Genomic DNA, 22,954 nt, shown 5'->3' on the forward strand with positions numbered 1-22,954 from the left:
CGCCGGGCGGGGCTGCCCCCGGCTCACCGGGGCGGCTCCAGCTTCACCCCGACACCGCGCAGGGTGTGCAGGTACCGGGGCCGGGCCGCGGTCTCGCCCAGTTTGCGGCGCAGCCAGGACAGGTGGACGTCGATGGTCTGGTCGTCGCCGTAGGACTGCTGCCAGACCTCGGCGAGGAGTTCCTTGCGGGGCACGACCACGCCGGGGCGCTCGGCGAGGAAGGCCAGCAGGTCGAACTCGCGGCGGGTGAGGTCCAGTGCGACGCCGTCGAGTTCGGCCTGGCGGCGCAGCGGGTCGATGGACAGCCCGCCGACCCGGGTCGCCCGTGAGGGCGGTTCGGCCCCCGGCGCCCCGCCCCGGGACCGGCGCAGCACGGCCGCCATCCGGGCCGAGAGGTGCTCGACCGAGAACGGCTTGGTGAGGTAGTCGTCGGCGCCGTCGTTGAGCAGCCGGACGATCTCGGCCTCGTCGTCCCGCGCGGTGGCGATGATCACCGGGACGTCGGTGATGCCGCGCAGCATCTTCAGCGCCTCGCCGCCGTCCAGATCGGGCAGACCGAGGTCGAGGACGACCAGGTCGAATCCGACGTGCGCGACCTCGCGCAGCGCCTCCAGGGCGGTCCCGACGCTGCGCACCGCGTGCCCGGCCTCGGTCAGATGCCGGATGAGCGCGGAGCGTACGAACTGGTCGTCCTCGACCACGAGCACTCGTGCCATGGGCGGCACCGTACGCCATACGGGCGCGTTCCCCTGCGCACGGTTGACGACCGGACGGCGTCACCCCCGGTGGCGGGCGGGCGGATTCATCCCCACCGGCGCCGCAATGACGGCCTCCCGCGGCCCGTACGGGCGGGCGCCCTAGCCGGGACCCACCATGTTGGTGTCGCCGACCTGCGGGTCGATGAGTCGGGAGCCGAACAGGCCGCTCCCCGAGGGGTCCGGATCGGCGCTGGCCGGCGCGCTGAACACGGCCAGCGTGATGAGGGTTCCGACGATGAGGGCTGCGACACGGCGCATTGCACGAGCCTCCCGGGAAGTCGCTGATCTTTCGCTCACTCTGCCCGACTTCCTCCGCCTATACGCGCTAAATCCCTCTTGTGGCGGTTATATGACGCGGCGTCGGATCGGGGAAAGCGAGGCGCCGCCCCGGCCCCGCACCGTCAAGCCCGCGTGGACGGGGTTGTTCTTTCCGCCGGCCGGCATGGTCCTATAGGGGGCATGGACAGAGGGAGTTCGGGGCGGGGCCTGGTGCACGCGGCGGCCTGGACGCTGGCGACCGGCGCCGCGGTCGCCCTGTCGTGGTTCGGCGTGCACACCGTACTGTCCGGCACGGTGTACGACGCGCCGCGGGCGCTTCCGCTCTCCGACCAGGTGGCGTCCTCGGCCCTGCCGCAGGTCTCCTCCACCCATCGGCCGAAGCCGTCCGCCTCGCCGTCCGCGAGCCCCTCCTCCTCCCCCGCCGACGACCGGCCGCCGCGGACCGCGGCGCCGTCCCGCTCCCTGGACGCCCCCTCGTCCACCTCCTCGGCCCTGCCCGACAGCGGCACCCCGGCGCCCACCGGCGACCGGATCCGCGGCTATGTCACCAACGGCGGCCGGGTGGTGCTCTCGCTGGGCGCCGACTCCGCCGAGCTGGTGTCCGCGACACCGAACGCGGGCTGGCAGATGCAGGTGTGGAAGCAGAACCAATGGCTCCGGGTCGACTTCACCGGCGGCGGCGCGCACACCTCGGTGATCTGCACCTGGAACGGCCATCCACCACTGGTGGAGACCAGCAACCACGCGTCGTAGCACGGGAGTTGACATGCCGTCGGACGCCCCTACGTGAAGACCCCGGCGGGCGGGGACGGCGAGGCGACCGCGGTGGCGTCGGTGACCGGGGCCGCGCCGCCGGTGAAGTCCAGCAGCGCCCGGCCGTGCTCGACCCGGCCGGCGTGCGGGTCGCCGGCCGCCCGCCGGGTCAGCTCGGCGACCGGCAGCGTCCGGTCGGCGGCGAGCAGCACCGCGTTGCCGAACCGCCTGCCGCGCAGCACGGCCGGCTCGGCGGTCAGGGCCAGCTCGGGGAAGACGGTGTGGACGGTGGCTATCTGGCCGCGCAGGAACGCCAGCGGCGGCCCGTCGGCGAGGTTGGCCGCGTAATGGCCGCCGGGCCGCAGCGCCCGGCGCACCTCCGTCACGAACTCCACGCTGGTCAGGTGCGCGGGTGTGCGGGCGCCGGCGAAGACGTCGGCGATGACCAGGTCCGCCCAGCCGTCCGGGATCCTGGCCAGCCCGGCGCGGGCGTCCGCACCGCGCACCCGTATCCGCCAGGTGCTCTCCAGCGGCAGCCGCTCACGGACGAGCTGGACCAGTGGGGTGTCTATCTCCACGACCTGCTGGGTGGACCGCGGCCGGGTCGCGGCGATGTACCGGGCCAGGGTCAGGGCGCCGCCGCCGAGGTGGACGACGCGCAGCGGCGCACCGGGCGGGGCGACCAGGTCGGCGATGTGCCCCAGCCGCCGCTGGTAGGAGAACTCCAGGTACGCCGGGTCGTCGAGGTCCACGTGGGACTGCGGGGCGCCGTCTATCAACAGCGTCCAGCCGCGCGGCCGGTCCCGATCGGGTCGCAGTTCCGCGACCCCGCCGCCCACCGTTCCGGTGACGGACTCCGGGCCGCGCCCGCGCCTGCTTCTCGCCATGCCTCCAGTATGGCGGTCAGCCGTGGCACGGTATCCGCAGGTCAGGGATGGTGCGAGAAGCCAGGCGGCGGACCGCCCGACGGCCGGAGCCGCGGGCAGCCCGCCTGGTGTGCCGCGACCCGAGCCGGTCCGATGTCCCTTCGGACCGGCTCCGGATCACTTGTTGATGCAGTGGTTACCGAACGCCGGGTTCAGCAGCGCGATGATGTCGACGCTGTTGCCGCACACGTTGATCGGAATGTCGATCGGGATCTGGATGACGTTGCCGCTGAGGACGCCCGGCGAGTGCTTGGCGATCCCCTTCGCGTGCGCGCCCCGGCCATGGTGACGGCCCTCCTTGAAACGGCCGTGGCTCTTGCCGTGGTGCCCGCCGTCGTAGGCGGTGGCGGCGCCCGCGCCGCTCAGCACCAGGGCCGAGGTGGCCGCGGCCATCGCGGCGGTCTTGACGAACCGCTTCATCCCATTCTCCTTTTCAGCTCGCGTATGGGGCATCGGACACAACGAACAATATGGGTTACGGATACGGCCGTTACCACTTAAGCGGATTCATTAGGCTGACTGGCTGGCGGACGACCGGTGGAAAACGGGGGTGGGGCCGCGGCGCGCCTGCCGCGATTTCCAACATGATTTCTGCCAGAGTGCTCTCCTGTTTGACTGATTGAAGTCGGAGAGGACCACATGCCGAAGTCGATGGACCGCACCAGGTGCGGCGCGGTATGCGCGCTCGCGACCCTGGCTTTGTCGGCCGCGCTGACTTCGGCAGTGGCCGCCCCGGCTCCCCCGGAATCCCCGCGCATTCCGTTCGCCGAGCGCTTCCACAGCACCGGGCACGGCGGTATCGCGCGGGCCGGCCGCACCACCGTCACCCGAACGGCGCACCTCGACACCGACGACGCCCCGCGCACCGTCGGCTCCAGCAGCGCCCGGCTACGGCTGCCGGCCGGCTCCCGGGTGCGCTACGCCCGGCTGTACTGGGGCGGCGACCTGCGCCCCGGCGGGCCCCGGGCGGCCCGGAACACCGGCCAGGTGCTGCTCGCCGGTCCCCGCGGCCGGTACGAGGAGGTGCGCGCGGACGGCCCGATCGGGCGCCGCAGCACCGCCCGGACCGACGTCTACCAGGCGTCCGCGGACGTCACCGCCCTGGTGCGGCGCGGCGGCCCGGGCACGTACACGGTGGCCCGGGCGGCCACCGGGCGCCGGGCGGCGCGGGCCGGGTCCTGGGGCGGCTGGGTGCTGGTGGCCGCCTACGAGAACCCGCGGGAGCCGCTGCGGCGGCTGACGCTGTGGGACGGATTCGAGGCGCTGGGCGGGAAGCGCCGGGCGCTCGCGGTGGAACTGCCCGGGCTGCGCATTCCGGCGCATTCCCGGGGACGGGCCGGAGTCGTGGCCTACCGCGGAACGCGCGGAACCCACGGAAAAATCTCCGCCCGGGCCGGCCGCATTACTCCGGTCGCGCTCCATGGTGCGGCCGATCCAGCGAATGAGGGGCCGCAATCGATGCGCCCGAATTCCGGTCGGCAGGCGCCGGGTAGGGCCACATACCACAACGCCCTCGGTTTTGATTCCGATGTCTTCGACCTGACGCCGGCGCTCCGGTCCGGAGGCGACCGGCTGGCATTCCGCTTCACCACCCGAAAGGCGGGTTATTTGCTCGGCGCGCTCTTCGTCCAGGCCGATCTGCGGCGCTGAGCGGCGGGCTTCGGCAATTCCCGCGGAGTTTTTGACAGCTCGGTAATCAGGGGAGCAGTGCGCGTGCCGCCACAAGACCCGCCGTCCCAGGAGCGGCTCACGGTCCTGCATGTGTCCCAGCCGGTCGACGGCGGGATCGCCCGGGTCGTCGCCGGCCTGGTCCGTTCCCAGGTGGCGGCCGGGCTGCGGGTGGTGGTGGCCGCGCCGCCCGGCGGCACCCTGCACGCGGAGGCCGCGGTCGCGGGCGCCGAGGTGGTGCTCTGGCCGGCCCGCGGCGCCCTCGGCACGGCGCTGTCCGCGTCGGCGCGGCTGGCCCGACTCGTCCGGCGCACCGGCCCGCACCTCGTGCACACCCACGGTGCCCGGGCCGGGTACGCCGTCCGGCGGGCGGTGCGCGGGCGGATCCCCACCGTCCACCAGCCGCACTGCTGGCCGTTCGAGGACGGTGGACCGGCGGGCCGCACGGCGCGGGTCTGGGAGCGGTACGCGGCCCGCTGGACGCACCGGATGCTGTGCGTGAGCGAGGCGCAGCGGGCGCGCGGGACGGCCGTGGGCGTGACCGGCCGCTGGGTGGTGATCCCCAACGGCGTGGACCTGCGGCGGTTCGCCCCCGCCGACGACGACGGCCGGGCGGCGCTGCGCACGTCCCTGCCCGCGCTGCGCGACGCGGTGCCGGCCGGGGCGCCGCTGGTGGTGTGCGTGGCGCAGCTGTTCCCGCAGAAGGGCCTGCCGACGCTGCTGCGGGCCTGGCCCCAGGTGACGGCGGCGGTCCCCGACGCGCGCCTGGCGCTGGTCGGCGACGGGCCGGACCGGGCGGCGCTGCACCGGGCCGCGCCGCCCGGAGTGCTCTTCACCGGCGCCACCGACAGCGTCGCCCCCTGGTACCAGGCGGCGGACCTGGTGGTGGTGCCGTCCCGGTGGGAGGGCATGGCGCTGGTCCCCCTGGAGGCGATGGCCTGCGGCCGGGCCGTGGTGCTCAGCGACGTCGGCGGGGCCCGCGAGTGCCTGCCGGCCGACGCCGCGGACGGCTGCCTGGTGCCGCCGGGCGACCCGGCCGCGCTGGCCCGGGCCGTCATCACCCTGCTGGCCGACCCCGAACGGCGGACAACGCTCGGCGAGCGGCTGCGGGACCACGTACGGATGGCCCACGACGGGCAGCGGGCGGCCGGCGCGGTGCTGAACCTCTACCGCGAACTGCTGGCCGTGCCGCCCGTCCTGACCGTGCCGCGGGCCGAGCGGTGACCGCCGAGCGCGCGGACGCTCCCCCGGCGCACGCGGGACGGCACGCCCGGCCGCCCGCCGGGGCACTGCCCCGCCCCGCCGCCCCGGCCGCCGCGCCGGTGGCACCGGCGCCCCCCGGCCGGGCCGTGCCGCGCCGGGCCGTCCCCGTCCTGCTGGCGGCGGCCGACGCCCTGGCCACGGCCGGCGCGACCCTCCTCGTCGACACCGACCCGGCTCTGCTCGCGGGCCTGGTGCCGGTCCTGCTGCTGCTCAACTCCCGGGCCGGGCTCTACCGTCCGGGCCCGGCCCCGGCCGCGCTGGACGAGGTGGCACCGCTGCTGGGCCGGGCCGCCGCCGGCTGGTGCGCGGCGGGCGCGGCGCTGGCCGCGCTGCACCCCGGGCTCGCGCTGGGCCCGGTCGCCCTGCCCGCCGCGGTGGCCGCCCAGGCGGCGCTGGCCGCCACCGCCCGGGCCGTGGTCTACCGGGTGCGACGGGCCACCGCCCGGCGCCGGCCGCGGTCGACGCTGCTGGTCGGCCCCGAGCCGGTCGCCCGGCAGCTGGCCGCGGCATTGCTGGCGCACCCCGAGTACGGGCTGCGCCCGGTGGGCCTGGTGCCGACCGGGCCGGCCACGCCGCAGGGCGCCCCGGCGGGCACGGCGCCGCCGCTGCTCCGTTCGTCCGACGCACTCACCCGCGCCGTCATCCGGTACACCGTCCGCGACGCGGTCTTCCTGCTGCCGCCGGAGAGCGACCCGTACGCCGCGGCGCTGCTGCGCCGGTTCCTCGGCCAGGGCACGGCCGTCTGGCTGGCCGGCGCCGCCGCGGCCCGCGACGGCCGGCCGCCGAGGCCCGGCGCCGGCCACCTGTGGGGGTTCGCCTGCCGGCCGTGGGAGGCCGGCCGCGCCCGGCCCGGCGGACCGGCCAAGCGGGCGCTGGACCTCGTCCTGGCGTCGGCGGCGCTGCTGCTGACGCTGCCGCTGCTGCTCGGTTGCGCGCTGGCGGTACGGCTGGTGGACGGGCCCGGGGTGTTCTGCCGGCTGCCCCGGCTGGGCCAGGACGGCCGCCGCTGCGCCCTGCTGCGGTTCCGCATCGCGCGCCCCGGCACCCCGCCCGGCGGCCTGGGCCGCTGGCTGCGGCGCACCTCGCTGGACGGGCTGCCGCAGCTGTGGAACGTGCTGCGCGGCGAGCTGAGCCTGGTCGGGCCGTGCCCCGAACGCCCGTCCCGGGCCGCCGAGTTCGCCCGCCGCCACCCCGGCTACGCCGCCCGTCACCGGATGCCGCCGGGCCTGACCGGCCTGGCCCAGGTGCACGGGCTGCGCGACGGCGCCCGCACCGAGGAGCGGGCGCGCTTCGACAACCTCTACATCGACGGCTGGTCGCCGGGAGGGGACCTGCGGATCCTGCTGCGGGCCGCGGCCCGCACGCTGTTCCGGCGGGAGGACGGATGACCCCGACCGCCCCGACCGGCCGATGCCCGCAGCCGCGGCACCGCCGCGCGCGGCCCCCCGACGAGGCCGACCCGGCCGCTGACCAGGCCACCCTGGCCGCTACCCCTGGAGGGATCCGGTGAAAGTCCTGCACGTCATCACCGGCCTCGAAGTGGGCGGCGCCGCGCAGCAGCTGCGGCTGCTGCTGCGGCGGCTGCCCGCCCACTGCGAGGTCGTCACCCTGACCCGACCCGGCCCGCTCGCCGAGGCCATCGAGGCGGACGGCACCCGCGTCACCCACCTCGACATGACCGGCAACCGCGACCTGTCGGTGCTCCCCCGCCTGGCCGGCCTGATCCGCGCCGCCGACCCCGACCTCGTCCACACCCACCTCTACCGGGCCTGCGTCTACGGCCGGATCGCCGCCCGGATGGCCGGCGTCCGGGCGGTGGTCGCCACCGAGCACTCGCTGGGCGACGCGGTCATCGAGGGCCGGCGGCTGACCCGCGGCGTCCGCACCCTGTACCGGGCCACCGAACGGCTGGGCTCGGCCACCGTCGCGGTCTCCGACACCGTCGCCGCCCGACTCCGCCGCTGGGGCGTCCCCGCGCGGCGGATCCACGTGGTGCCCAACGGCATCGAGGCGCACCGCTTCGCCTACGACCCGGCGGCCCGGGCCGCGCTCCGGGCCCGACTCGGACTGCCGCCCGACGCGTTCGTGGTCGGCGGCGCGGGCCGGCTGGTGCCCGGCAAACGGTTCGACGTCCTGGTCCGCGCGATCACCCAACTCCCCGGCATCCACCTGCTGCTGGCCGGCGACGGACCGGAGCGGGAGCTGCTGCAGCGGATGGCCGGGCAGTTCGGCTCCGGCGACCGGATCCACCTGCTCGGCGCCTACGGCGGCGCGGACGGCCCGGTGCCCGGCGACGGGCCGGACATCCCCAGGATGCTGTCGGCCATCGACGTCTTCGTCTCCCCCTCCCCCGACCAGGCGTTCGGCCTGGCGACGCTGGAGGCCCTGGCGTCCGGTCTGCACGTCCTCTACGGCAGCTGCCCGGCCGTCGACGACCTCCCCGACGACCAGGCCCCCGGCGCCCACCGCTTCGGCCACGGCGTCCACGAACTGGCCACCGCACTGCGGGAGTTGCGTCGCACCGAGCCCGGCCGGCTGCCCGTACCCCCGGTGGTCCGCCGCTACGACATCGACCGCAGCGCCCAGCAACTGATGGCCGTCTACGAGGAGGCCCGCGACGCGGCGCGCCGGGCCCGCCCGGCGGCGAAGCTCACCGCGCCGCCCGTCGGACCCCCGCCCCAGGGGCTGCCCCCGGGCTTCACGCTGCCCGACCCGTCGCCGGCCCCGGCCCCGGACGGGCACTCGCTCTCCAAGCGCTGACGGGCGACAGGGGCGGCACACGAAGCGGTGGAGGGGCGGCACCGGCCGCCCCTCCACCGCTTTCCGTCGCCGGCCGCCTCACTGGCAGCGGTCGACCGCCTCGATCGTGCGGGCCGCCTCGCCCAACGCCGCCCGCAGCACCGCCGGGTCGGTGGCGTCGGCGTACGCGCCGTCCGGCGGCACCAGCCAGCCGGTGCCCTGCACCGGCGGCTCCGGTGCCGCGCCGCCCTCCGGCCCGCCCAGGGGGATCCCGCGCCCGGACGTCTGCGTACAGGCGCTGCCCGGCACGTCCCACCCGGCGGCCGTCCCCGGCGGGACCAGGAAACCGAGGGTGTCGCAGGCGCCGTCGTGCAGCACCGGGCCGACGCCGTCCCGCAGTCGCAGGATGTCCACCGCCTCCAGTCCCTGCCGGGCCGGCACCGTGACCAGGTCACAGGGCTGGGCGACGATCCCGGGGGCGATGCGCCCCTCGCGGCCCGCGACCCGGCCCGCGGACTCCTTGCCGCCCCTGCTGACGCCGGTCTCCCACACGGAGAACCCCTCCTCCTGCACGCGCCACACCCTTTACACCGTCTTCAACGGAGAAACGCGTCAACAGCTACGGCGGCGGAACGCTGCAAAGGATGGCACTTCATGGCGGATCGCGGGTGAGATATTCCGGTTTGTGGCCAAACACAGGGTGGCGGACCCATCACAGCCGGTACCGTCGTCCCGCCGCACCGCCAGGACGCGGCAAGGTCACACGATGGCACGGAGGAGGGCCGGCCTGGTGGATCGGGGTCGGGCCCGGCCGTGATCCACCAGGCCGACCCTGGGGCACGGAGAGGTCCGCCATGACGTCGCAAGCTCAACGTCCAGCGTCGTCCCGCACCGCACCCGCCCGCCCGAACACCGCCTTCCGGCAGCTGCGCGGCCGGCTGTCGCCCGGCGAGTTCGCGGCGGCGGTCCGACGGTCCGCCCGTGAGATCGGCGAGCAGGTCTCGTGCGACGCCCGCTATGTGGGCCGCGTCGAGTCCGGGGAGATCCGGTGCCCGAACTACGCCTACGAACGGGTGTTCCGGCACATGTTCCCGGGGCTGACGCTGCCCGACATGGGGTTCGCGCCGCGGGAGACGGTACGCGGACGGCGGGCGCCGAAGGGGCGGGCGGCGTCGGGCGGCCCGGTGGAGCAGGTGCTCGCACCGGGGGCCCCCGCGTCCCTGGCGACCGACCCCGACCACCGCGATACCCGTATCCAGAACTGCGAGGAGAGCGACGTGCTACGTCGCGCGTTCATCACCGGCGGCCCCGCGGCCGCCCTGGGCCTGGCCGGCCTCTGCCCGCCCGGCCCCCCGCCGCACGCATCGATCCCCAGGCCGTCGAGCCCGCTCGACCAGGGCAGAGCGCTGTCGCCCGACGGCTTCGCCGCGACCGTGCCCGGGCCCCGAACCGCCTCCGGCAGCCGGGCCGGCGCCGCCGAGGCCACCGCCGTCGAGGAGGCCGTCCGCCGGATCCGCCTGCTGGACGACCGGCACGGCGCCGACGGCCTCTACCAGCGCGCCGCCCAACCCCTGCGCATCGCCTACGAACTGCTCGACGCCGGCATCCAACGCCGCGCGGTCTACGACCGGTTGCATGCCGGAGCCGGCGAACTCGCCATCTCCGTGGGCTGGCTGGCGCACGACTCCGGCCGTTTCGAGGACGCCCGCTCGCACTACGCGGAAGCGCTGTCCACCGCCCGGGTCTGCGGCAACGCCGCCCTGGAGGCGCACGCGTTCTGCAACACCGCGTTCCTGGCCCGCGACGCCGGCCGGCCGCGCGAGGCGGTGCGGGCCGCACAGGCCGCCCAGCAGGCCGCCAAGCGGCTCGGCTCGCCGCGGCTGCGGTCGCTGCTGGCGCTGCGCGAGGCCGGCGGCTGGGCCGGGCTCGGCGACCGCACCGGCTGCACGCAGGCACTGGCCCGGGCCGAGCGGCTGTTCGCGGCCGGGCCGAGCGAACGCGACCCGGAGTGGATGACCTTCTACGGGGAGGCCGAGCTGGCCGGCCTCACGGCGCAGTGCTGGTCCGCGCTGGGCGAGCGGGGGCGGGCGGCGGAGCTGGCCCGCCGCGCGGTGGCACTGCAGGATCCGCACTTCACCCGCAACATCGCGCTGTTCACCACGGAGCTGGCCGGCAACCTCGCGGCCAGCGGCGCCGCCGAGGAGGCCGCCGCGGCGGCCCTCCAGACGCTCGCCCTGCTGACGCAGGTCCGCTCGGCCCGGATCCGGGCGATGCTGGACGCCATCGCCCGCACGCTCCGCCCGTACCGCAGCTGCGCCCCGGTCGCCGCGTTCCTGGGGCGGTACCGGGCGGCCGGCGACCCCGCGCGGCGCCAGCCGTCCTGACCCCCGGTGCAAGCACCGGCTCCACCGGTGCGGCCGACGCCGCGCCCCCGGCCGGGTGCCGGCTCAGTCGAGGTGGCCGGTGTCGTTCCAGCTCTCCACGGCCGGCTCGCCGTAGGCCCAGCCGAGCACCGACAGGGACGTCGGCGCCAGCCGGAGCCGCGCCGCGAAGGAGACGTCCAGGCCCAGCCAGCGCGCGCCCAGCACCCGCAGGATGTGGCCGTGCGCGAAGACCAGCACGTCGCGGTCGGCCGAGCGCGCCCAGTCGACCACCGCGTCGGCCCGCGCGCAGACCTCGGCGAGCGTCTCGCCCGCCGGCACCCCGTCCCGCCAGATCAGCCAGTCCGGCCGGTCGGCCTTGATCTGCGCCGGGGTCAGCCCCTCGTACGCGCCGTAGTCGATCTCCAGCAGCGCGTCCCACTCCTGGGCCCGCGCCCCGAAGCCGGCCAGCTCGCAGGTCTCCTTGGCGCGCACCAGGGGGCTGGTGCGGACCTCGACGTCCGGCAGGCCGGCCCAGGGGGCGTGGTGCAGCCGCTCGCCCAGCAGCTTGGCGCCCCGGCGTCCCTCGTCGAGCAGGGGGATGTCGGTGCGTCCGGTGTGCCGGCCGGAGACGGACCACTCCGTCTGTCCGTGCCTGGCCAGGAGAATGCGCGGTGCCATGGGTCGTACCTCTCGCCGGATTCCCGGCTTGTCGTCGTGCTCGGCTGGGCGCGGGCGGCGCTGACCGCGGCCCTTCCATCATCGCGTACCCGCCGGGAAGCCGGCCCAGGGCCTCAGCCGAGGGCCCGGCACCGGCCGATCCGCCGCGCCGGGGCGGATGCGCGAGCTTGGGGACCGGTGCCCGTACCGGGGGTGTGAGATGCCAGACTTCGGCGGGTGAACGTTTCCCGCGAAAGCCGACCGAGCCTGCGGAAGCAGTTGACCGAGCTGCGCGGACCCGGCGTGCGCCCCCGCTCGCTGGACGCCCGCGCGCTCGCCGCGCTCGCCGCCAACCCCGGCTGCCGGCGCCGGGCGCTGCTGGACGGTGCCGGCGTCGACAAGGGCGCACTGGCCCGCGCGCTGGGATCGCCCGCGGCGTACGGCCAGTCCCAGTTCGCCCTGGCCCGCGGCAACTCCTTCGAGGCCCGGGTGAAGGCCGACGGCGGCCTGGAGCTGCTGCGGCTGGTGTGCGAGCGGCTGGCGCCGGGCACGGCGGCACCGGAGGACGGCGCGGTCGCCCGGCCCGACCTGTCCGCGGCCGGTCCCGAGGGCCGGGCGGCGCGCACCGCGCTGGCGCTGCGCGAGGCGACCGCGGCCGGCGGCTGGGCACTGCTGGACCACCCCCTGCTGGCCATGGAGGTCGCCGGCTCCCCCGCCTACGTGGAGCCGGACGCGGTGGTGGTCCACCCGGACGGCAGCTGGACGGTCGTCGAGATCAAGTCCTTCCCGATGATCGACGGGACCGCGGACGCCGCCAAGGTCGGCGCCGCCGCCCGGCAGGCCGCCGTGTACGTCCTCGCCCTGGAGGCGGTCGCGGAGCACACCGCGGCGCACACCGGCCGCCCCGCCCGGGTCCGCGACCGGGCGCTGCTGGTCTGCCCCAAGGACTTCTCCAACCTCCCGACGGCCGCCGCCGTCGACGTCCGCAAGCAACGCGCCACCACCCGGCGCCAGTTGGCCCGGCTCACCCGCGTCGAGGAGATCGCCGCCGCGCTGCCCCCCGGGACCACCTTCGACCTGCGGCTGGCCGACGACGGCCAGACCCCGACCCGCCCGGCCGCGGAACTGGCAGAGGCGGTGGACGCGGTCACCGCGGCCTACGCCCCGGAGTGCCTGGCCGCCTGCGAACTGGCCTTCCACTGCCGCCGGCGGTCCCGCCAGGACGGCGCGGTGGAGAGCCTGGGCCGCGGCCTGCGGGGCGAGTTGGGCGGACTGCGCACCATCGAGGAGGCGCTGGCGGCGGCCGGCGGCGCACCGGGGGCGGACCCCGACGACCCGGCCGTGCAGGCCCTCCGCACCGCCGCCGCACTGCGCGCCGCAGCGCTCTCCGGCCGCGCACCCCGGCAGGGAGAGGACACATGTCACTGATCGAGACGCTGGCCCGGATGGAGGCGGTGGCCGCGGGCCGCGCCCAGCCGCTGACCACGGTCCGCCACCGCCACCTCGCCGAACGCCCGCTGGTCCTGGTCCCGTTGACCACCGCCGGCGAGGCCGGTGCCCCGCTGGGCGCCCTGGTCGGCACGGACCGGGAGAAGCCGCTGCTGCTGACGGTCCCCCAGCCCCGCGACCGCGACCTGCGGTTCGGGTTCCTCGCCGACCTCGCCGAGGCGGTGCTGCCCTACGTGGACGGCTTCGCCGACGACGTCGAGTTCGAGGAGCGCAAGGAGACCGACGCGGAGACCGGCCAGAAGGTCCCGGTGCAGGTCGAACTGTGCACCGACGCGCCGCAGGTGATCGTGCCCAGCGCGGCCGGCATCGACTACGTCCGGCTGCTGGGCCGCTCCATGCGGTTCCGGCGGACGGCCGAGCAGGAGCCGGAGACGCCGCACCCCGCGCCGCCGCACGTCCCGCTGCTGGGCCGCTGGTTCACCCACCTCGGCGAGCGGGCCCGGGTGCCCGGCGCCGGACTGCTGCTGTCCATGACGGGCCTGCTGTCCCGTCACTGGGCGACCGGCCAGAGCGTCCTGGAGGACCAGCACCTGGGCGCGCTGCTCGCCTGGATCACCCCGCCGCCCGGCGTACCAGCCCCGCAGGCGGCCGAGTACGCCGAGGCGGCGCGCGACGCGGACGGCCAACTGCGCTGCCCGCCGGCCGGGCCCGCCACCGACCCGGCGTTCGACAACCGGCTGCTGGCGCCCGCGATGGCCGGCTACGACGCCGGTCTGCCCGGCGCCGAGGAGGCCCTGCGCGCCCTCGTCGAGAGCCAGCTGCGGCCCACCTGGGACGCCGTCTGGCAGGGCATCGACCTGCTCCGCGGCCTCCCCGAGGGCGCCCGGGTCGCCGACCGCTGGAAGCGCGACCGCTGGTCGTACACCGCCCACCGCGACCGGATCCGGGCCGGGGAGCCGCCGCAGCCCAAACAGGACGACGCGGTCACCGCCGCCCGGAAGCTCGCCGCCCGGGAGGCCGCGCAGGCCCAACTGGACGCCCAGGAAGCCCTGGACGACCCCCTGGTGATGGCCGCCCGGCGGCTGGCCGGCGAGGCGCTGTACGGCACGGTCACCGCCGTCGAGATGGCGTTCTCCGAGGGCCGGCGGCCGATGCCGCGCCCCCTGGTGACGCTGCACACCGACGACCGCCCCCAACTGTCCGAGGGCGTCAAGGTCCACCGCCCGCTGGCCGACGGCCGCACCCAGACCGCCGAGTTCGTCGGGTACGCCGCCGGCGAGGAGGGCGCGCCGGTGGTCCGGCTCACCGGCGGGATGGGCCGCAGCCGCACTCCCGAGCCGGGCTCGGTCCCGGAGCCCGGCGAGACGACCTGCTGGACGCTCTTCGAGCACGCCCCGCGCGGCGGCCCGGGCCTGCCGGAGCCGGAGGACACCCCGTGGACGCACGGCGGCCCGCCGTCCGGCCCCGGCGACGCGCCGCCCGCCGCGCCCGACCCGGTGACCCTTGAGGACTTCCTGTGACCGGACCGCCCCGCCGCCGTCGGCCTCCGGCGCCGCGCGGCCACCGCCCGACGCCCGCCCACTCCCCGGAGAGCGCCCCGGCATGACGCCCCCTCAGCCCCTGCCCGTCCCACCGCCGGTCGACCCCGCTGCGGCGGCGGCCGAGGCCACCGCAGCGATCCTCCACGACACCCTGCACAGCCCCCGGCGCGGCGTGGTCGTCGACTCCCCGCCGGGCGCCGGGAAGTCCACCCTGGTGGTCCGCGCCGCCCGCGAACTGGCCGCCGCGGGCCGCCGGTTGATGATCGTCGCGCAGACCAACGCCCAGGTCGACGACCTCGTGCTGCGGCTCGCCGCGAAGGACCCCGAACTCCCCGTCGGCCGCCTGCACAGCAGCGAGCCCGGCGCCTTCGACCCGGCCCTCGCGGACCTCCCCGCCGTCCGCACCTCCACCAAGATCGCCGACCTCACCGCGCTGGACGTCGTCGTCTCCACCGCCGCCAAGTGGGCCTACACCAAGGTCGAGGAGCCCTGGCGGCACGCCATCGTGGACGAGGCGTACCAGATGCGCTCGGACGCGCTGCTGAGCGTCGCCGGCCTCTTCGATCGGGCACTGTTCGTCGGCGACCCGGGCCAGCTGGACCCCTTCAGCGTCGTCGGCGCCGACCAGTGGGCCGGCCTCTCCTACGACCCCTCCGCCAGCGCCGTCGCCACCCTCCTCGCCCACAACCCCGACCTGCCGCAGCACCGGCTCCCGGTCTCCTGGCGGCTGCCGGCCTCCGCCGCGCCCCTGGTGTCCGGCGCGTTCTACCCGTACACGCCGTTCCGCAGCGGCACCGGGCCCGGCGACCGGCGGCTGGCGTTCGGCGTGCGCGGCGACGGCTCGGCCGTGGACCGCGTGCTGGACGAGGCCGCGGAGTCCGGCTGGGGCCTGCTGGAGCTGCCCGCCCGGCACACCCCGCGGACGGACCCGGAGGCGGTCCGCGCCGTCGCCGGGGTCGTCCGCCGGCTGCTGGACCGCGGCGGGGCCGCCACCAGCGAGCACGCGGGCACCCCGGAGCCGCTGACGGCTGCCCGGATCGCGGTCGGCACCGCCCACCGCGACCAGGCCGCGGCGGTCCGCGCCGCCCTCGCCGGGCTGGGCGTGACCGGTGTCACGGTGGACACCGCCAACCGCCTCCAGGGCCGCGAGTTCGACGTCACCGTCGTCCTCCACCCGCTCTCCGGCCGCCCCGACGCGACCGCCTTCCACCTGGAGACCGGCCGCCTGTGCGTGCTCGCCTCCCGACACCGGCACGCCTGCATCGTCGTCTGCCGCGCCGGCGTCACCGAGCTGCTGGACGAACACCCCGCCACGGAACCGGTCCAACTCGGCGTCACCGTGAAGTTCCCGGACGGCTGGGAGGCCAACCACGCGGTCCTCGCCCACCTCGCGGAACACCGGGTGGTCCTGCGGACGTGATCACCCCGCGCACCGCGGCTCCGGGCCCCCTTGCGCGGAGCGGGACAATGGAATGCGGCAGACAACGATGGAGGTAGGTACATGTCCGAGCCGCAGTCGGCTCCCGATCCCCGCGGTACGGCGCCCGCCCCCCACCGCATGAAACCCGCGCAGCTGCTGTTCGAGCCGCCCGAGGCCACCGCCGATCCCGAGCACTTCTTCGGGCTGGAGTCGATGGAGGACCCCGGCGCCCTGCTCGGCCGCGCGACCGAGCTCACCATCGCCTTCCGGGCGGCGGCGGACCGCGCGACGGAGTTCCAGGCGATGGCCGCCGCGCAGCTGACCGACCCCCGTCGCTTCGACCGGCTGCCGCTCGCGGAGGTCGCCGAGCGGGCCGACTGGACCGAGGACTACGCGCAGAAGATGGTCGAGTTCGGCCAGAGCCTGATGCGCAGCGGCAGCACCGTGCCGCCCGACATCGACTGAGCGCCGGTGCCGGGCGTCGGCGGGTGGGCACGCGCGCGCCACGGGGGCAAGGGGCCGGGCGGCCCGGGAGCCTTCGTGCATCGGCCGGCACCCCCGTCGATCGCCCCGGCCCCCGTCACATACGTCACATCCACCACAGGCGCCCCTCTCGGCTCATGACCCAAGATCATGAGCCGCTGGCATATGCGGGGAGGGGAAGATACTCCCCGGCGCCCCGCCCTGTCCTGATTTCCGCCAATCGACTCGGCACGGGCACGGGAAGTCGATAGACCTGTCCCATGAGCGACTGGCTGCCTGAGACTCCCCGGAACCTGGCCTTCCCGACCACGGCGTATGTGACCCTCGCCGGGGCCGACTGGCTCGCCTCCGCCAGCCCGCACCCGGAGGGGATGCACATGCTGTGGGCGGAGCGGCCCACGGCGCCGAGCGTGCTGCCGTGCGGGGCGGTCTTCGACGTGATCAACGCCCCGGCGCTCTTCGGCCGGCGCATGGTGGACCGCCTGTGGTCGGCCGGCCCCGGGTCGGGTCCGGTGGCCACGCACCGGGGCCGGATCCTGCTCTTCGCCTCCCCCGGCACCGCGCAGCGGCTGCCCGCGCTGCTGGCCTGGGAGGAGTGGGGCAGCGCGGTGCCGCACCTGCTGTGCCACGGCAGCGGGGACGCGGTGACGGTGCCGCCGCTGCACCCCCGTCCCCGTACCGCCCGCACGGGGACGGCGCGGGCCGCGGGCGCCGGGCGCGGGCGGGCGGTCGGACACCCCGCCGAGGGTGCCGAGCCGGGCGATCCCGCGGCGTCCGCCGGTTCGCGCTGGCTGGTGGCGCCGGACGTCCGCGACCCCTGGCTGCCGGGGCCCGACGTGCTGTTGTGGGCCTGTGTGCGGGCCGCCCGCGGCGGGCTCGGCGCGGACCAGGAGACCGCCCGCCCGCACCAGGAGCCCGCCGTGCACACTGCGGATACCGCGCTGACGGGCGGCTGAGGACCATCGATTTTTGCCCTACCCGGCCAGGATGCTAATGTTTTCCCCGTCAGCAGGCGCCGCTAGCTCAGTTGGTTAGAGCAGCTGACTCTTAATCAGCGGGTCCGGGGTTCGAGTCCCTGGCGGCGCACAGACGGTCGAAGGCCCCCACTCCGGTGGGGGCCTTCGGCGTGCCGGGGGTCATGCGGTGCTGCGGGTGACCTTGACCGCCCATTCGCCGTCGGTGGTGCGGCCCTCGACCTGGATGCGCACGCCGTCCTCGGTGTCGTTCATGCCCTCCCCGACGCCGAGCGGGGCGTCGGCGAGCGGCGGGTAGACGGACGAGCCCCGGCAGGCGGAGGTGCCGGGGTGACCGTCGAGCACCTGGACGGGTCCGGAGCCGGACGCGGTGGTGCTGCGGACGCGGTAGACGAGGACGCCCTCGGTGCACAGGGAACGGTCGTTGCCGCCCGCGACGCGGGCTTCCATGGCGAGTGCGCTGTCGGGGCCGGTGCGGACCACCAGGAGCCGGGGGCGGTGGCGGTCGTCGGGGTCGTCGGGGGCGGAGAGCGGGCGCAGCGCGTGCATCCGGGGGTGGTCCAGGCCGACGCAGTCGACCTGGGCGTCGGTGATCCAGCCCAGCCGCCACTTGTGCCAGCCGAAGGGGTCGGGGGCCAGCCCGAACTGGCTGCCCATGAGGTCCCAGTCGCCGACGTAGGTGTCCCAGTCGCCGTGGCCGTTCTCGGGGCGGTGGTAGAGGTCCGGCAGGTCGAAGACGTGGCCGGTCTCGTGGGCGAGGACGTTGCGGTCGGGCGGGCTGTGCTCGAAGACGGTGACGAAGCGGCGGAGCTCGACGCCGTCGGCGTGCATGGGCTGGTCGAGGTTGACGACCTTGGTGGCGTCGGAGTCGACGCCGGGGGCGCCGGGGTCGGCGGTGAAGTAGACGAGGTCGTAGCGGCTGAAGTCGATGACCGGGTCGGCGGCGGCGACCGCGTCGCGGAGGTAGGCGGAGCGGCGGCCGGAGTCCCAGTCGCGTTGTATGCCGTACGAGGTGGAGGGGTGCGGCATGCGGACCCAGCGGTTGTGGACGTGGGTGCGCAGGCGGAACTTGCCGTACGAGGCGCGGTCGAAGAAGCGGGAGGTGGCGGGGAAGTAGTCGCCGGAGAGCTGCTGGGGGGAGGTGGTGGGCCTGGCGTCGGGGAAGGACAGGAAGATCATCACCGCTTCGAGATGGCGGTCGGGGCGGGGGTAGGCGCTGTTCCAGCCGTCGACGCCTTCGGAGTGGTGGGCTTCGGTGCGTCCCAGGGCGCAGGAGAGGGCGGCTTCGGAGGCGGTGGCCGGGCCGGCGACGATGGAGGTCGCGATGAGCGCGCTCAAGGAGGTGGCGACGGCTGCGACGCGCCGCATGCGGCGGCGGTCCACCCCGTGGGGTGTCTGTACGCGCGGCACGTAGACCTCCAGGGGTGGATTCGGGACACCCACTTACCCTGTGGTGATTTCATGGTCTTCGTCCTGATATGGCAGCCCGAATGAGTGACCCGCGCACCTCCCCCGCCTCGTAACGGAAAGTCACAAGCGACTAAAGGTGCAATAGGGACGAACAGAGCCGGGCAGAATTGGCTGAACTTCCGTCATGCGTGCGGATGGTCACGGCTTCGTCGCTGGATCGGCCCTCGTGCCAGCCTCTATGATCGCCACACTTTCCAGCGCGAGGTCCCCCCTCCGTCACGAGACAAGCGCCATGCGGGAGCGAGCAGTGAGCGGACACCCCGACAGCACGGGCCGCACGCCCGGAGCGACACTGCCCTCGGTGACGGAGCGTGATGGTTCAACCAAAGACCCCGATGCCCGGACCGCACCGCCGTGCTCCCCTGCCGCTTCGGACGGCGCGACCGGACCGCCGTCGTGCGACGCCTCGGCGCGCTGCGACGGCACCGCCGCCTCGCTCGGCGACTACCGCGCCGCCTTCCACACCGCGAGCCTGCCGATGGCCGTCCTCAACCGCGACGGACTGGTGCTCGCCGCCAACCCCGCGCTCGGCGAACTGGTGGGCGCCGACCCGGACGAGCTGATCGCCGCCAACGCCGCCGACCTCACCGACCTGGGCGCCGACCCCAGGGTGTGGGCCGCCTACCGCGAGGTGCTGTGCGGCCGCAGCGAGCGGCTGCGCTGCACCCGGCGGCTGAAACGGTCCGACGGGGCGTCGGTGTGGGTGGAGGTGACGGTCGAGCCGGTCGCCGAGGGGCAGCCGGGCGGTGCCGAACGGGTGCTGCTGTCGGCCGCGGACATCAGCGACCGGCACGATCTGCTGGCCCGGGTGCGGCATCTGCAGATGCACGATCCGGTGACCCGACTGCCCAACCGCACGCTGTTCTTCGAGCGGCTCACCGCGGCACTGGAGGCGGCCTCCTTCGAGCGGTCGGGAACCGGCCGGATCGGGCTGTGCTACCTGGACCTGGACGGCTTCAAGGCGGTCAACGACACCCTGGGGCACCGGGTCGGCGACCGGCTGCTGAGCGCCGTGGCGCAGCGGCTGACCCGCTGTGCGGAGAGCGCAGCGGAGCGCGGGCCGGGCCGCGGCGGGCATCTGGTGGCGCGGCTGGGCGGCGACGAGTTCGCGCTGCTGGTCGAGAACTCCACCGGCACCGACCAACTGGCGGAGCTGGCGCAGTCGCTGCTGGACGCGCTCCAGCAGCCGTTCGACCTGGCCGGGCAGCGGCTGTCGGTGTCGGCGAGCATCGGCGTCGTGGAGCGGGCCGCCGGCGGAACCACCGCGACCGGGCTGATGCAGGCCGCGGACACCACGCTGTACTGGGCCAAGGAGGACGGCAAGGCCCGTTGGACGCTCTTCGACCCGGAGCGCAACGCCCACCGGATGACCCGGCAGGCGCTGTCCAGCACGCTGCGGCCGGCGGTGGACCGGGGGGAGTTCACCCTGGAGTACCAGCCGCTGGTCGGGCTGGGCGACGGCCGGGCGCAGGGGGTGGAGGCGCTGGTGCGGTGGCGGCACCCGCAGTTCGGGGTGCTGGCGCCGAATCGGTTCATCGCGCTGGCCGAGGAGAACGGCGCGATCGTGGAACTGGGCCGCTGGGTGCTGGAGCGGGCCTGCTATCAGGCGCGGGCCTGGCAGCTGGCGCACCCCGGGGGGCAGCCGCTGTTCGTCAGCGTGAATGTGGCCGTGCGTCAGGTGTGGGACTCCGACCTGGTCGCGGACGTCGCCGGGATCCTGGCGGAGACCGGGCTGCCGCCGCGGCTGCTCCAGCTTGAGCTGACCGAGTCGGCGGTGATGGGCTCGGCCGGCCGGCCGCTGCAGGCGCTGCAGGCGCTCAGCGACATGGGCGTGCGGATCGCCATCGACGACTTCGGCACCGGCTACTCCAACCTCGCCTACCTCAGCCGGCTGCCGGTGTCGGTGCTGAAGCTGGACGGGTCGTTCGTGCACGGCTTCCGCTCGCAGGAGCACCCCAATCCGGCGGACGAGATGATCGTGGAGGCACTGGTCGCGCTCGCGCACCGGCTCGGGCTCACGGTGACCGCGGAGTGCGTGGAGAGCGCCGAGCAGGCCGAGCGGCTCCGCCGGATCGGCTGCGACACCGGCCAGGGCTGGCTCTACTCCCGGCCGGTGGCCCCGGACCGGGTGGAGGCGCTGTTGGACGCGGGGCGCGCCTGCGGCTGAGCCGCGCCCCGCGCCCGGTCAGCCCCGCGGGAAGTCGTAGGCGTCCGCGATCAGGTCGTAGGAGCGGCGGCGGACCTCGCCGGTGTGGGCGTTGGCGGTGATCATCAACTCGTCGGCGCCGGTGCGCTTGGCGAGGTCGTCGAGACCCTGGCGGACGGCGTCCGGGGTGCCGTGGACGACGTTGCCGAGCCAGCTGTCGACGAAGTTCTGCTCGGCCTCGGTGAAGCGGTGGGCGGCGGCCTCCTCGGGCGTGGGGACCAGGCCGGGGCGGCCGGTGCGCAGCCGGATCATGGCGAGCGCGCCGGTGCGGACCTGACGGAGCGCCTCCTGTTCGTCCTCGGCGGCCAGCGCGGAGACGCCGATCAGGGCGTAGGGCTCGGCGAGCGTCTCGGAGGGGCGGAACGAGGCGCGGTAGAGGTCGAGTGCGGGGAGGGTGTTGGCCGCGGAGAAGTGGTGGGCGAAGGCGAACGGCAGGCCGAGCGTGCCGGCCAGGCGGGCGCTGAAGCCGGAGGAGCCGAGCAGCCACAGCGGCGGGCGGTGCGGGGACTGGACGCCGCCGGGGGCGGTGGCCTGGACGGGGCCGGGGACGGCGTGGATCCGGGAGTAGGGGTGGCCGTCGGGGAAGGAGTCGTCGAGGAAGCGGGTCAACTCGGCGAGCTGCTGCGGGAAATCGTCGGCCCCCTCGTGCAGGCGGTCGGTGCGGCGGAGCGCGGCGGCGGTGGCGCCGTCGGTGCCGGGGGCGCGGCCCAGTCCCAGGTCGACGCGGCCGGGGGCCATCGCCTCCAGGGTGCCGAACTGTTCGGCGATCACCAGCGGGGCGTGGTTGGGGAGCATCACGCCGCCGGAGCCGAGCCGGATGCGGTCGGTGTGCGCGGCGAGATGGGCCAGGAGCACCGCCGGCGAGGAGGAGGCGACGCCGGGCATGGAGTGGTGCTCGGCGACCCAGTAGCGGTGGAAGCCGCGGCGCTCGGCGGTGCGGGCCAGGTCGACGGCGGTGCGTACCGCCGCGCCGGCGGTGCTGCCGGCGCCGACCGTCACCAGGTCGAGCACGGACAGGGGGACGGGTGCGGTGCCCAGGGCGGTGCCGGGTATCCCGTCGCCCCCGGGCCGGTCGTCGGTGCTCGGGGTCTGCTGGTCTTCGCCGCTCACGGTGCGGGTCCTCCTCGCGTCGCGCGTGGTGACGTCGTCGGGGGTTCCGACGCCGGTGGTCTGCGAGCAGGACAACCGGAGCAATGCTCCGGTTATTCCCGGGCGGGGACGGGGATTCCGTGCGGGCGGGGCGGCGGGACCTACGCGCCCACCGCGCGGGAGAAGAGGGCGCCCAGCTCCGGGCGGGCGAGCGGGCGGTCGAGCAGCCTCAGCCCCTCCCAGACCGTCACCTGATTGGCGGTGAGGACCGGTTTGCCGAGCGCCGCTTCGAGGGCGGGCAGGTGGGCGGCGGTGTGCAGGGCGGTGTCCGGCAGCAGCACGGCCTCGGCGTCCGGGTGGTCGCCGGCGCGGGCCAGGGCCAGCACCTCCTCGCGGCCCCAGGTGCCGACCTCGGCGGCGGTGATGATGCCGCTGCCGCGGGTGGCGACGACCTCGGCGCCGGCGGCCTTGAGGAACGCGTGGAAGTACGCGGCGACGTCGGCGGGGTAGGTGGCGGCGATCGCGACCCGGTGGACACCGAGCGCCTGGACGGCGTGCGCGAAGGCGAAGGAGGTGCTGGAGGCGGGCAGCCCGGCGGTGGCCGACAGCTCCCGCACCTGCTGCTGGGCGCCGTCCCAGCCGAAGACGAAGCTGGCGCTGGTACAGGCCCAGACGACGACGTCGGCGCCGCGGTCCCGCAGCGCGCCGACGCCGGCCGCGAGCCGGGCCGCGGAGCCCATCTCCAGCAGGGCGTCGACGCGGTGGGCGTCCTCGCCGATGTCGGTGTGGACGAGCGGCAGTCGGACCGCGCCGCCCAGGAGGGCCTCCAGGCGGGGGTAGTCGTCCTCGGCGGAGTGGCCGGGGTAGAGGAAGCCGACCGATGCCATGCAGTTCTCCTTCTCTGTTGACCGGGCTT

Annotated in this window: 21 protein-coding genes and 1 tRNA gene; 13 read left to right on the plus strand and 9 right to left on the minus strand. The window is 75.7% G+C overall.

Annotated features, from left to right (window positions below; genetic code table 11):
* Positions 1-23: 23 nt before the first annotated feature.
* Positions 24-716, minus strand: a complete 693-nt coding sequence (locus tag JNO44_RS17585) for a response regulator transcription factor (protein WP_039636196.1) — start codon at positions 714-716, stop codon at positions 24-26.
* A gap of 141 nt (positions 717-857) precedes the next feature.
* Positions 858-1,016, minus strand: a complete 159-nt coding sequence (locus JNO44_RS17590; protein WP_205365165.1) for a hypothetical protein — start codon at positions 1,014-1,016, stop codon at positions 858-860.
* Between the two features lie 201 nt (positions 1,017-1,217).
* Here JNO44_RS17590 and JNO44_RS17595 point away from each other — a divergent pair, with 201 nt between their 5' ends.
* Positions 1,218-1,790: a hypothetical protein gene (locus JNO44_RS17595; protein ID WP_205365166.1), complete on the plus strand. Its 573-nt coding sequence runs from the start codon at positions 1,218-1,220 to the stop codon at positions 1,788-1,790.
* A 29-nt stretch (positions 1,791-1,819) separates the two neighbouring features.
* Here the strand turns inward: JNO44_RS17595 and JNO44_RS17600 are convergent, their stop codons facing one another.
* Both JNO44_RS17600 and JNO44_RS17605 read right to left on the minus strand, forming a co-directional pair.
* Complete coding sequence (locus JNO44_RS17600) at positions 1,820-2,677, minus strand: spermidine synthase (protein ID WP_073442364.1); 858 nt, start codon at positions 2,675-2,677, stop codon at positions 1,820-1,822.
* Between the two features lie 156 nt (positions 2,678-2,833).
* Positions 2,834-3,136 (minus strand): chaplin, encoded by a 303-nt coding sequence (locus tag JNO44_RS17605; RefSeq protein WP_205365168.1) that lies wholly within the window; start codon positions 3,134-3,136, stop codon positions 2,834-2,836.
* Between the two features lie 219 nt (positions 3,137-3,355).
* On the opposite strand from JNO44_RS17605, the gene JNO44_RS17610 reads away from it, so the two are divergent.
* From JNO44_RS17610 to JNO44_RS17625, 4 genes are all read left to right on the plus strand, one after another.
* Positions 3,356-4,366 (plus strand): hypothetical protein, encoded by a 1,011-nt coding sequence (locus tag JNO44_RS17610; RefSeq protein WP_205365170.1) that lies wholly within the window; start codon positions 3,356-3,358, stop codon positions 4,364-4,366.
* 63 nt (positions 4,367-4,429) lie between these two features.
* Positions 4,430-5,608 (plus strand): glycosyltransferase family 4 protein, encoded by a 1,179-nt coding sequence (locus JNO44_RS17615; protein ID WP_240167575.1) that lies wholly within the window; start codon positions 4,430-4,432, stop codon positions 5,606-5,608.
* Positions 5,605-7,035, plus strand: a complete 1,431-nt coding sequence (locus JNO44_RS17620; protein WP_205365172.1) for a sugar transferase — start codon at positions 5,605-5,607, stop codon at positions 7,033-7,035. The genes JNO44_RS17615 and JNO44_RS17620 overlap by 4 nt, the downstream gene beginning before the upstream one ends.
* 118 nt (positions 7,036-7,153) lie before the next feature.
* On the plus strand, positions 7,154-8,407 hold the full coding sequence (locus tag JNO44_RS17625) for a glycosyltransferase (protein WP_102924155.1): 1,254 nt from the start codon (positions 7,154-7,156) through the stop codon (positions 8,405-8,407).
* A 78-nt stretch (positions 8,408-8,485) separates the two neighbouring features.
* Here JNO44_RS17625 and JNO44_RS17630 read toward each other — a convergent pair whose 3' ends face one another.
* Positions 8,486-8,959: a hypothetical protein gene (locus JNO44_RS17630; RefSeq protein WP_372516309.1), complete on the minus strand. Its 474-nt coding sequence runs from the start codon at positions 8,957-8,959 to the stop codon at positions 8,486-8,488.
* Positions 8,960-9,240: 281 nt separating this feature from the next.
* Between JNO44_RS17630 and JNO44_RS17635 the strand changes: the two genes are divergently transcribed.
* Positions 9,241-10,770: an NsdA family TPR-like regulatory protein gene (locus JNO44_RS17635; protein ID WP_205371448.1), complete on the plus strand. Its 1,530-nt coding sequence runs from the start codon at positions 9,241-9,243 to the stop codon at positions 10,768-10,770.
* A gap of 63 nt (positions 10,771-10,833) precedes the next feature.
* Here JNO44_RS17635 and JNO44_RS17640 read toward each other — a convergent pair whose 3' ends face one another.
* Positions 10,834-11,427, minus strand: a complete 594-nt coding sequence (locus JNO44_RS17640; protein WP_205365174.1) for a histidine phosphatase family protein — start codon at positions 11,425-11,427, stop codon at positions 10,834-10,836.
* A 216-nt stretch (positions 11,428-11,643) separates the two neighbouring features.
* On the opposite strand from JNO44_RS17640, the gene JNO44_RS17645 reads away from it, so the two are divergent.
* The 6 genes from JNO44_RS17645 (at position 11,644) to JNO44_RS17670 (ending at position 17,385) form a co-directional block, all read left to right on the plus strand.
* Entirely contained in the window at positions 11,644-12,834 is a 1,191-nt protein-coding gene (locus tag JNO44_RS17645; RefSeq protein ID WP_205365176.1) for a hypothetical protein, read from the plus strand.
* On the plus strand, positions 12,825-14,375 hold the full coding sequence (locus JNO44_RS17650) for a hypothetical protein (protein WP_205365178.1): 1,551 nt from the start codon (positions 12,825-12,827) through the stop codon (positions 14,373-14,375). Before JNO44_RS17645 ends, JNO44_RS17650 begins: the two co-directional genes overlap by 10 nt.
* 82 nt (positions 14,376-14,457) lie before the next feature.
* On the plus strand, positions 14,458-15,816 hold the full coding sequence (locus JNO44_RS17655; protein ID WP_205365180.1) for an AAA domain-containing protein: 1,359 nt from the start codon (positions 14,458-14,460) through the stop codon (positions 15,814-15,816).
* Positions 15,817-15,897: 81 nt separating this feature from the next.
* Positions 15,898-16,281: a hypothetical protein gene (locus JNO44_RS17660; RefSeq protein ID WP_205365182.1), complete on the plus strand. Its 384-nt coding sequence runs from the start codon at positions 15,898-15,900 to the stop codon at positions 16,279-16,281.
* 278 nt (positions 16,282-16,559) lie between these two features.
* Complete coding sequence (locus JNO44_RS17665; RefSeq protein ID WP_052286881.1) at positions 16,560-17,255, plus strand: bifunctional DNA primase/polymerase; 696 nt, start codon at positions 16,560-16,562, stop codon at positions 17,253-17,255.
* A gap of 56 nt (positions 17,256-17,311) precedes the next feature.
* Positions 17,312-17,385, plus strand: a tRNA-Lys gene (locus tag JNO44_RS17670).
* A 50-nt stretch (positions 17,386-17,435) separates the two neighbouring features.
* Here the strand turns inward: JNO44_RS17670 and JNO44_RS17675 are convergent.
* Positions 17,436-18,641: a M6 family metalloprotease domain-containing protein gene (locus JNO44_RS17675; RefSeq protein WP_205365184.1), complete on the minus strand. Its 1,206-nt coding sequence runs from the start codon at positions 18,639-18,641 to the stop codon at positions 17,436-17,438.
* 403 nt (positions 18,642-19,044) lie between these two features.
* On the opposite strand from JNO44_RS17675, the gene JNO44_RS17680 reads away from it, so the two are divergent.
* Positions 19,045-20,910, plus strand: coding sequence for a putative bifunctional diguanylate cyclase/phosphodiesterase (locus JNO44_RS17680; protein ID WP_205365186.1), 1,866 nt, complete (start codon positions 19,045-19,047; stop codon positions 20,908-20,910).
* Between the two features lie 18 nt (positions 20,911-20,928).
* On the opposite strand, the gene JNO44_RS17685 is transcribed toward JNO44_RS17680, so the two are convergent.
* Together JNO44_RS17685 and JNO44_RS17690 are read right to left on the minus strand one after the other, a co-directional pair.
* Positions 20,929-22,059 (minus strand): LLM class flavin-dependent oxidoreductase, encoded by a 1,131-nt coding sequence (locus tag JNO44_RS17685; protein ID WP_205365188.1) that lies wholly within the window; start codon positions 22,057-22,059, stop codon positions 20,929-20,931.
* A gap of 140 nt (positions 22,060-22,199) precedes the next feature.
* Positions 22,200-22,925, minus strand: a complete 726-nt coding sequence (locus JNO44_RS17690; RefSeq protein ID WP_205365190.1) for a maleate cis-trans isomerase family protein — start codon at positions 22,923-22,925, stop codon at positions 22,200-22,202.
* Between the last annotated feature and the right edge of the window lie 29 nt (positions 22,926-22,954).

This window comes from Streptomyces noursei (assembly GCF_016917755.1).
In the GTDB taxonomy this organism is placed as follows: domain Bacteria; phylum Actinomycetota; class Actinomycetes; order Streptomycetales; family Streptomycetaceae; genus Streptomyces; species Streptomyces yunnanensis.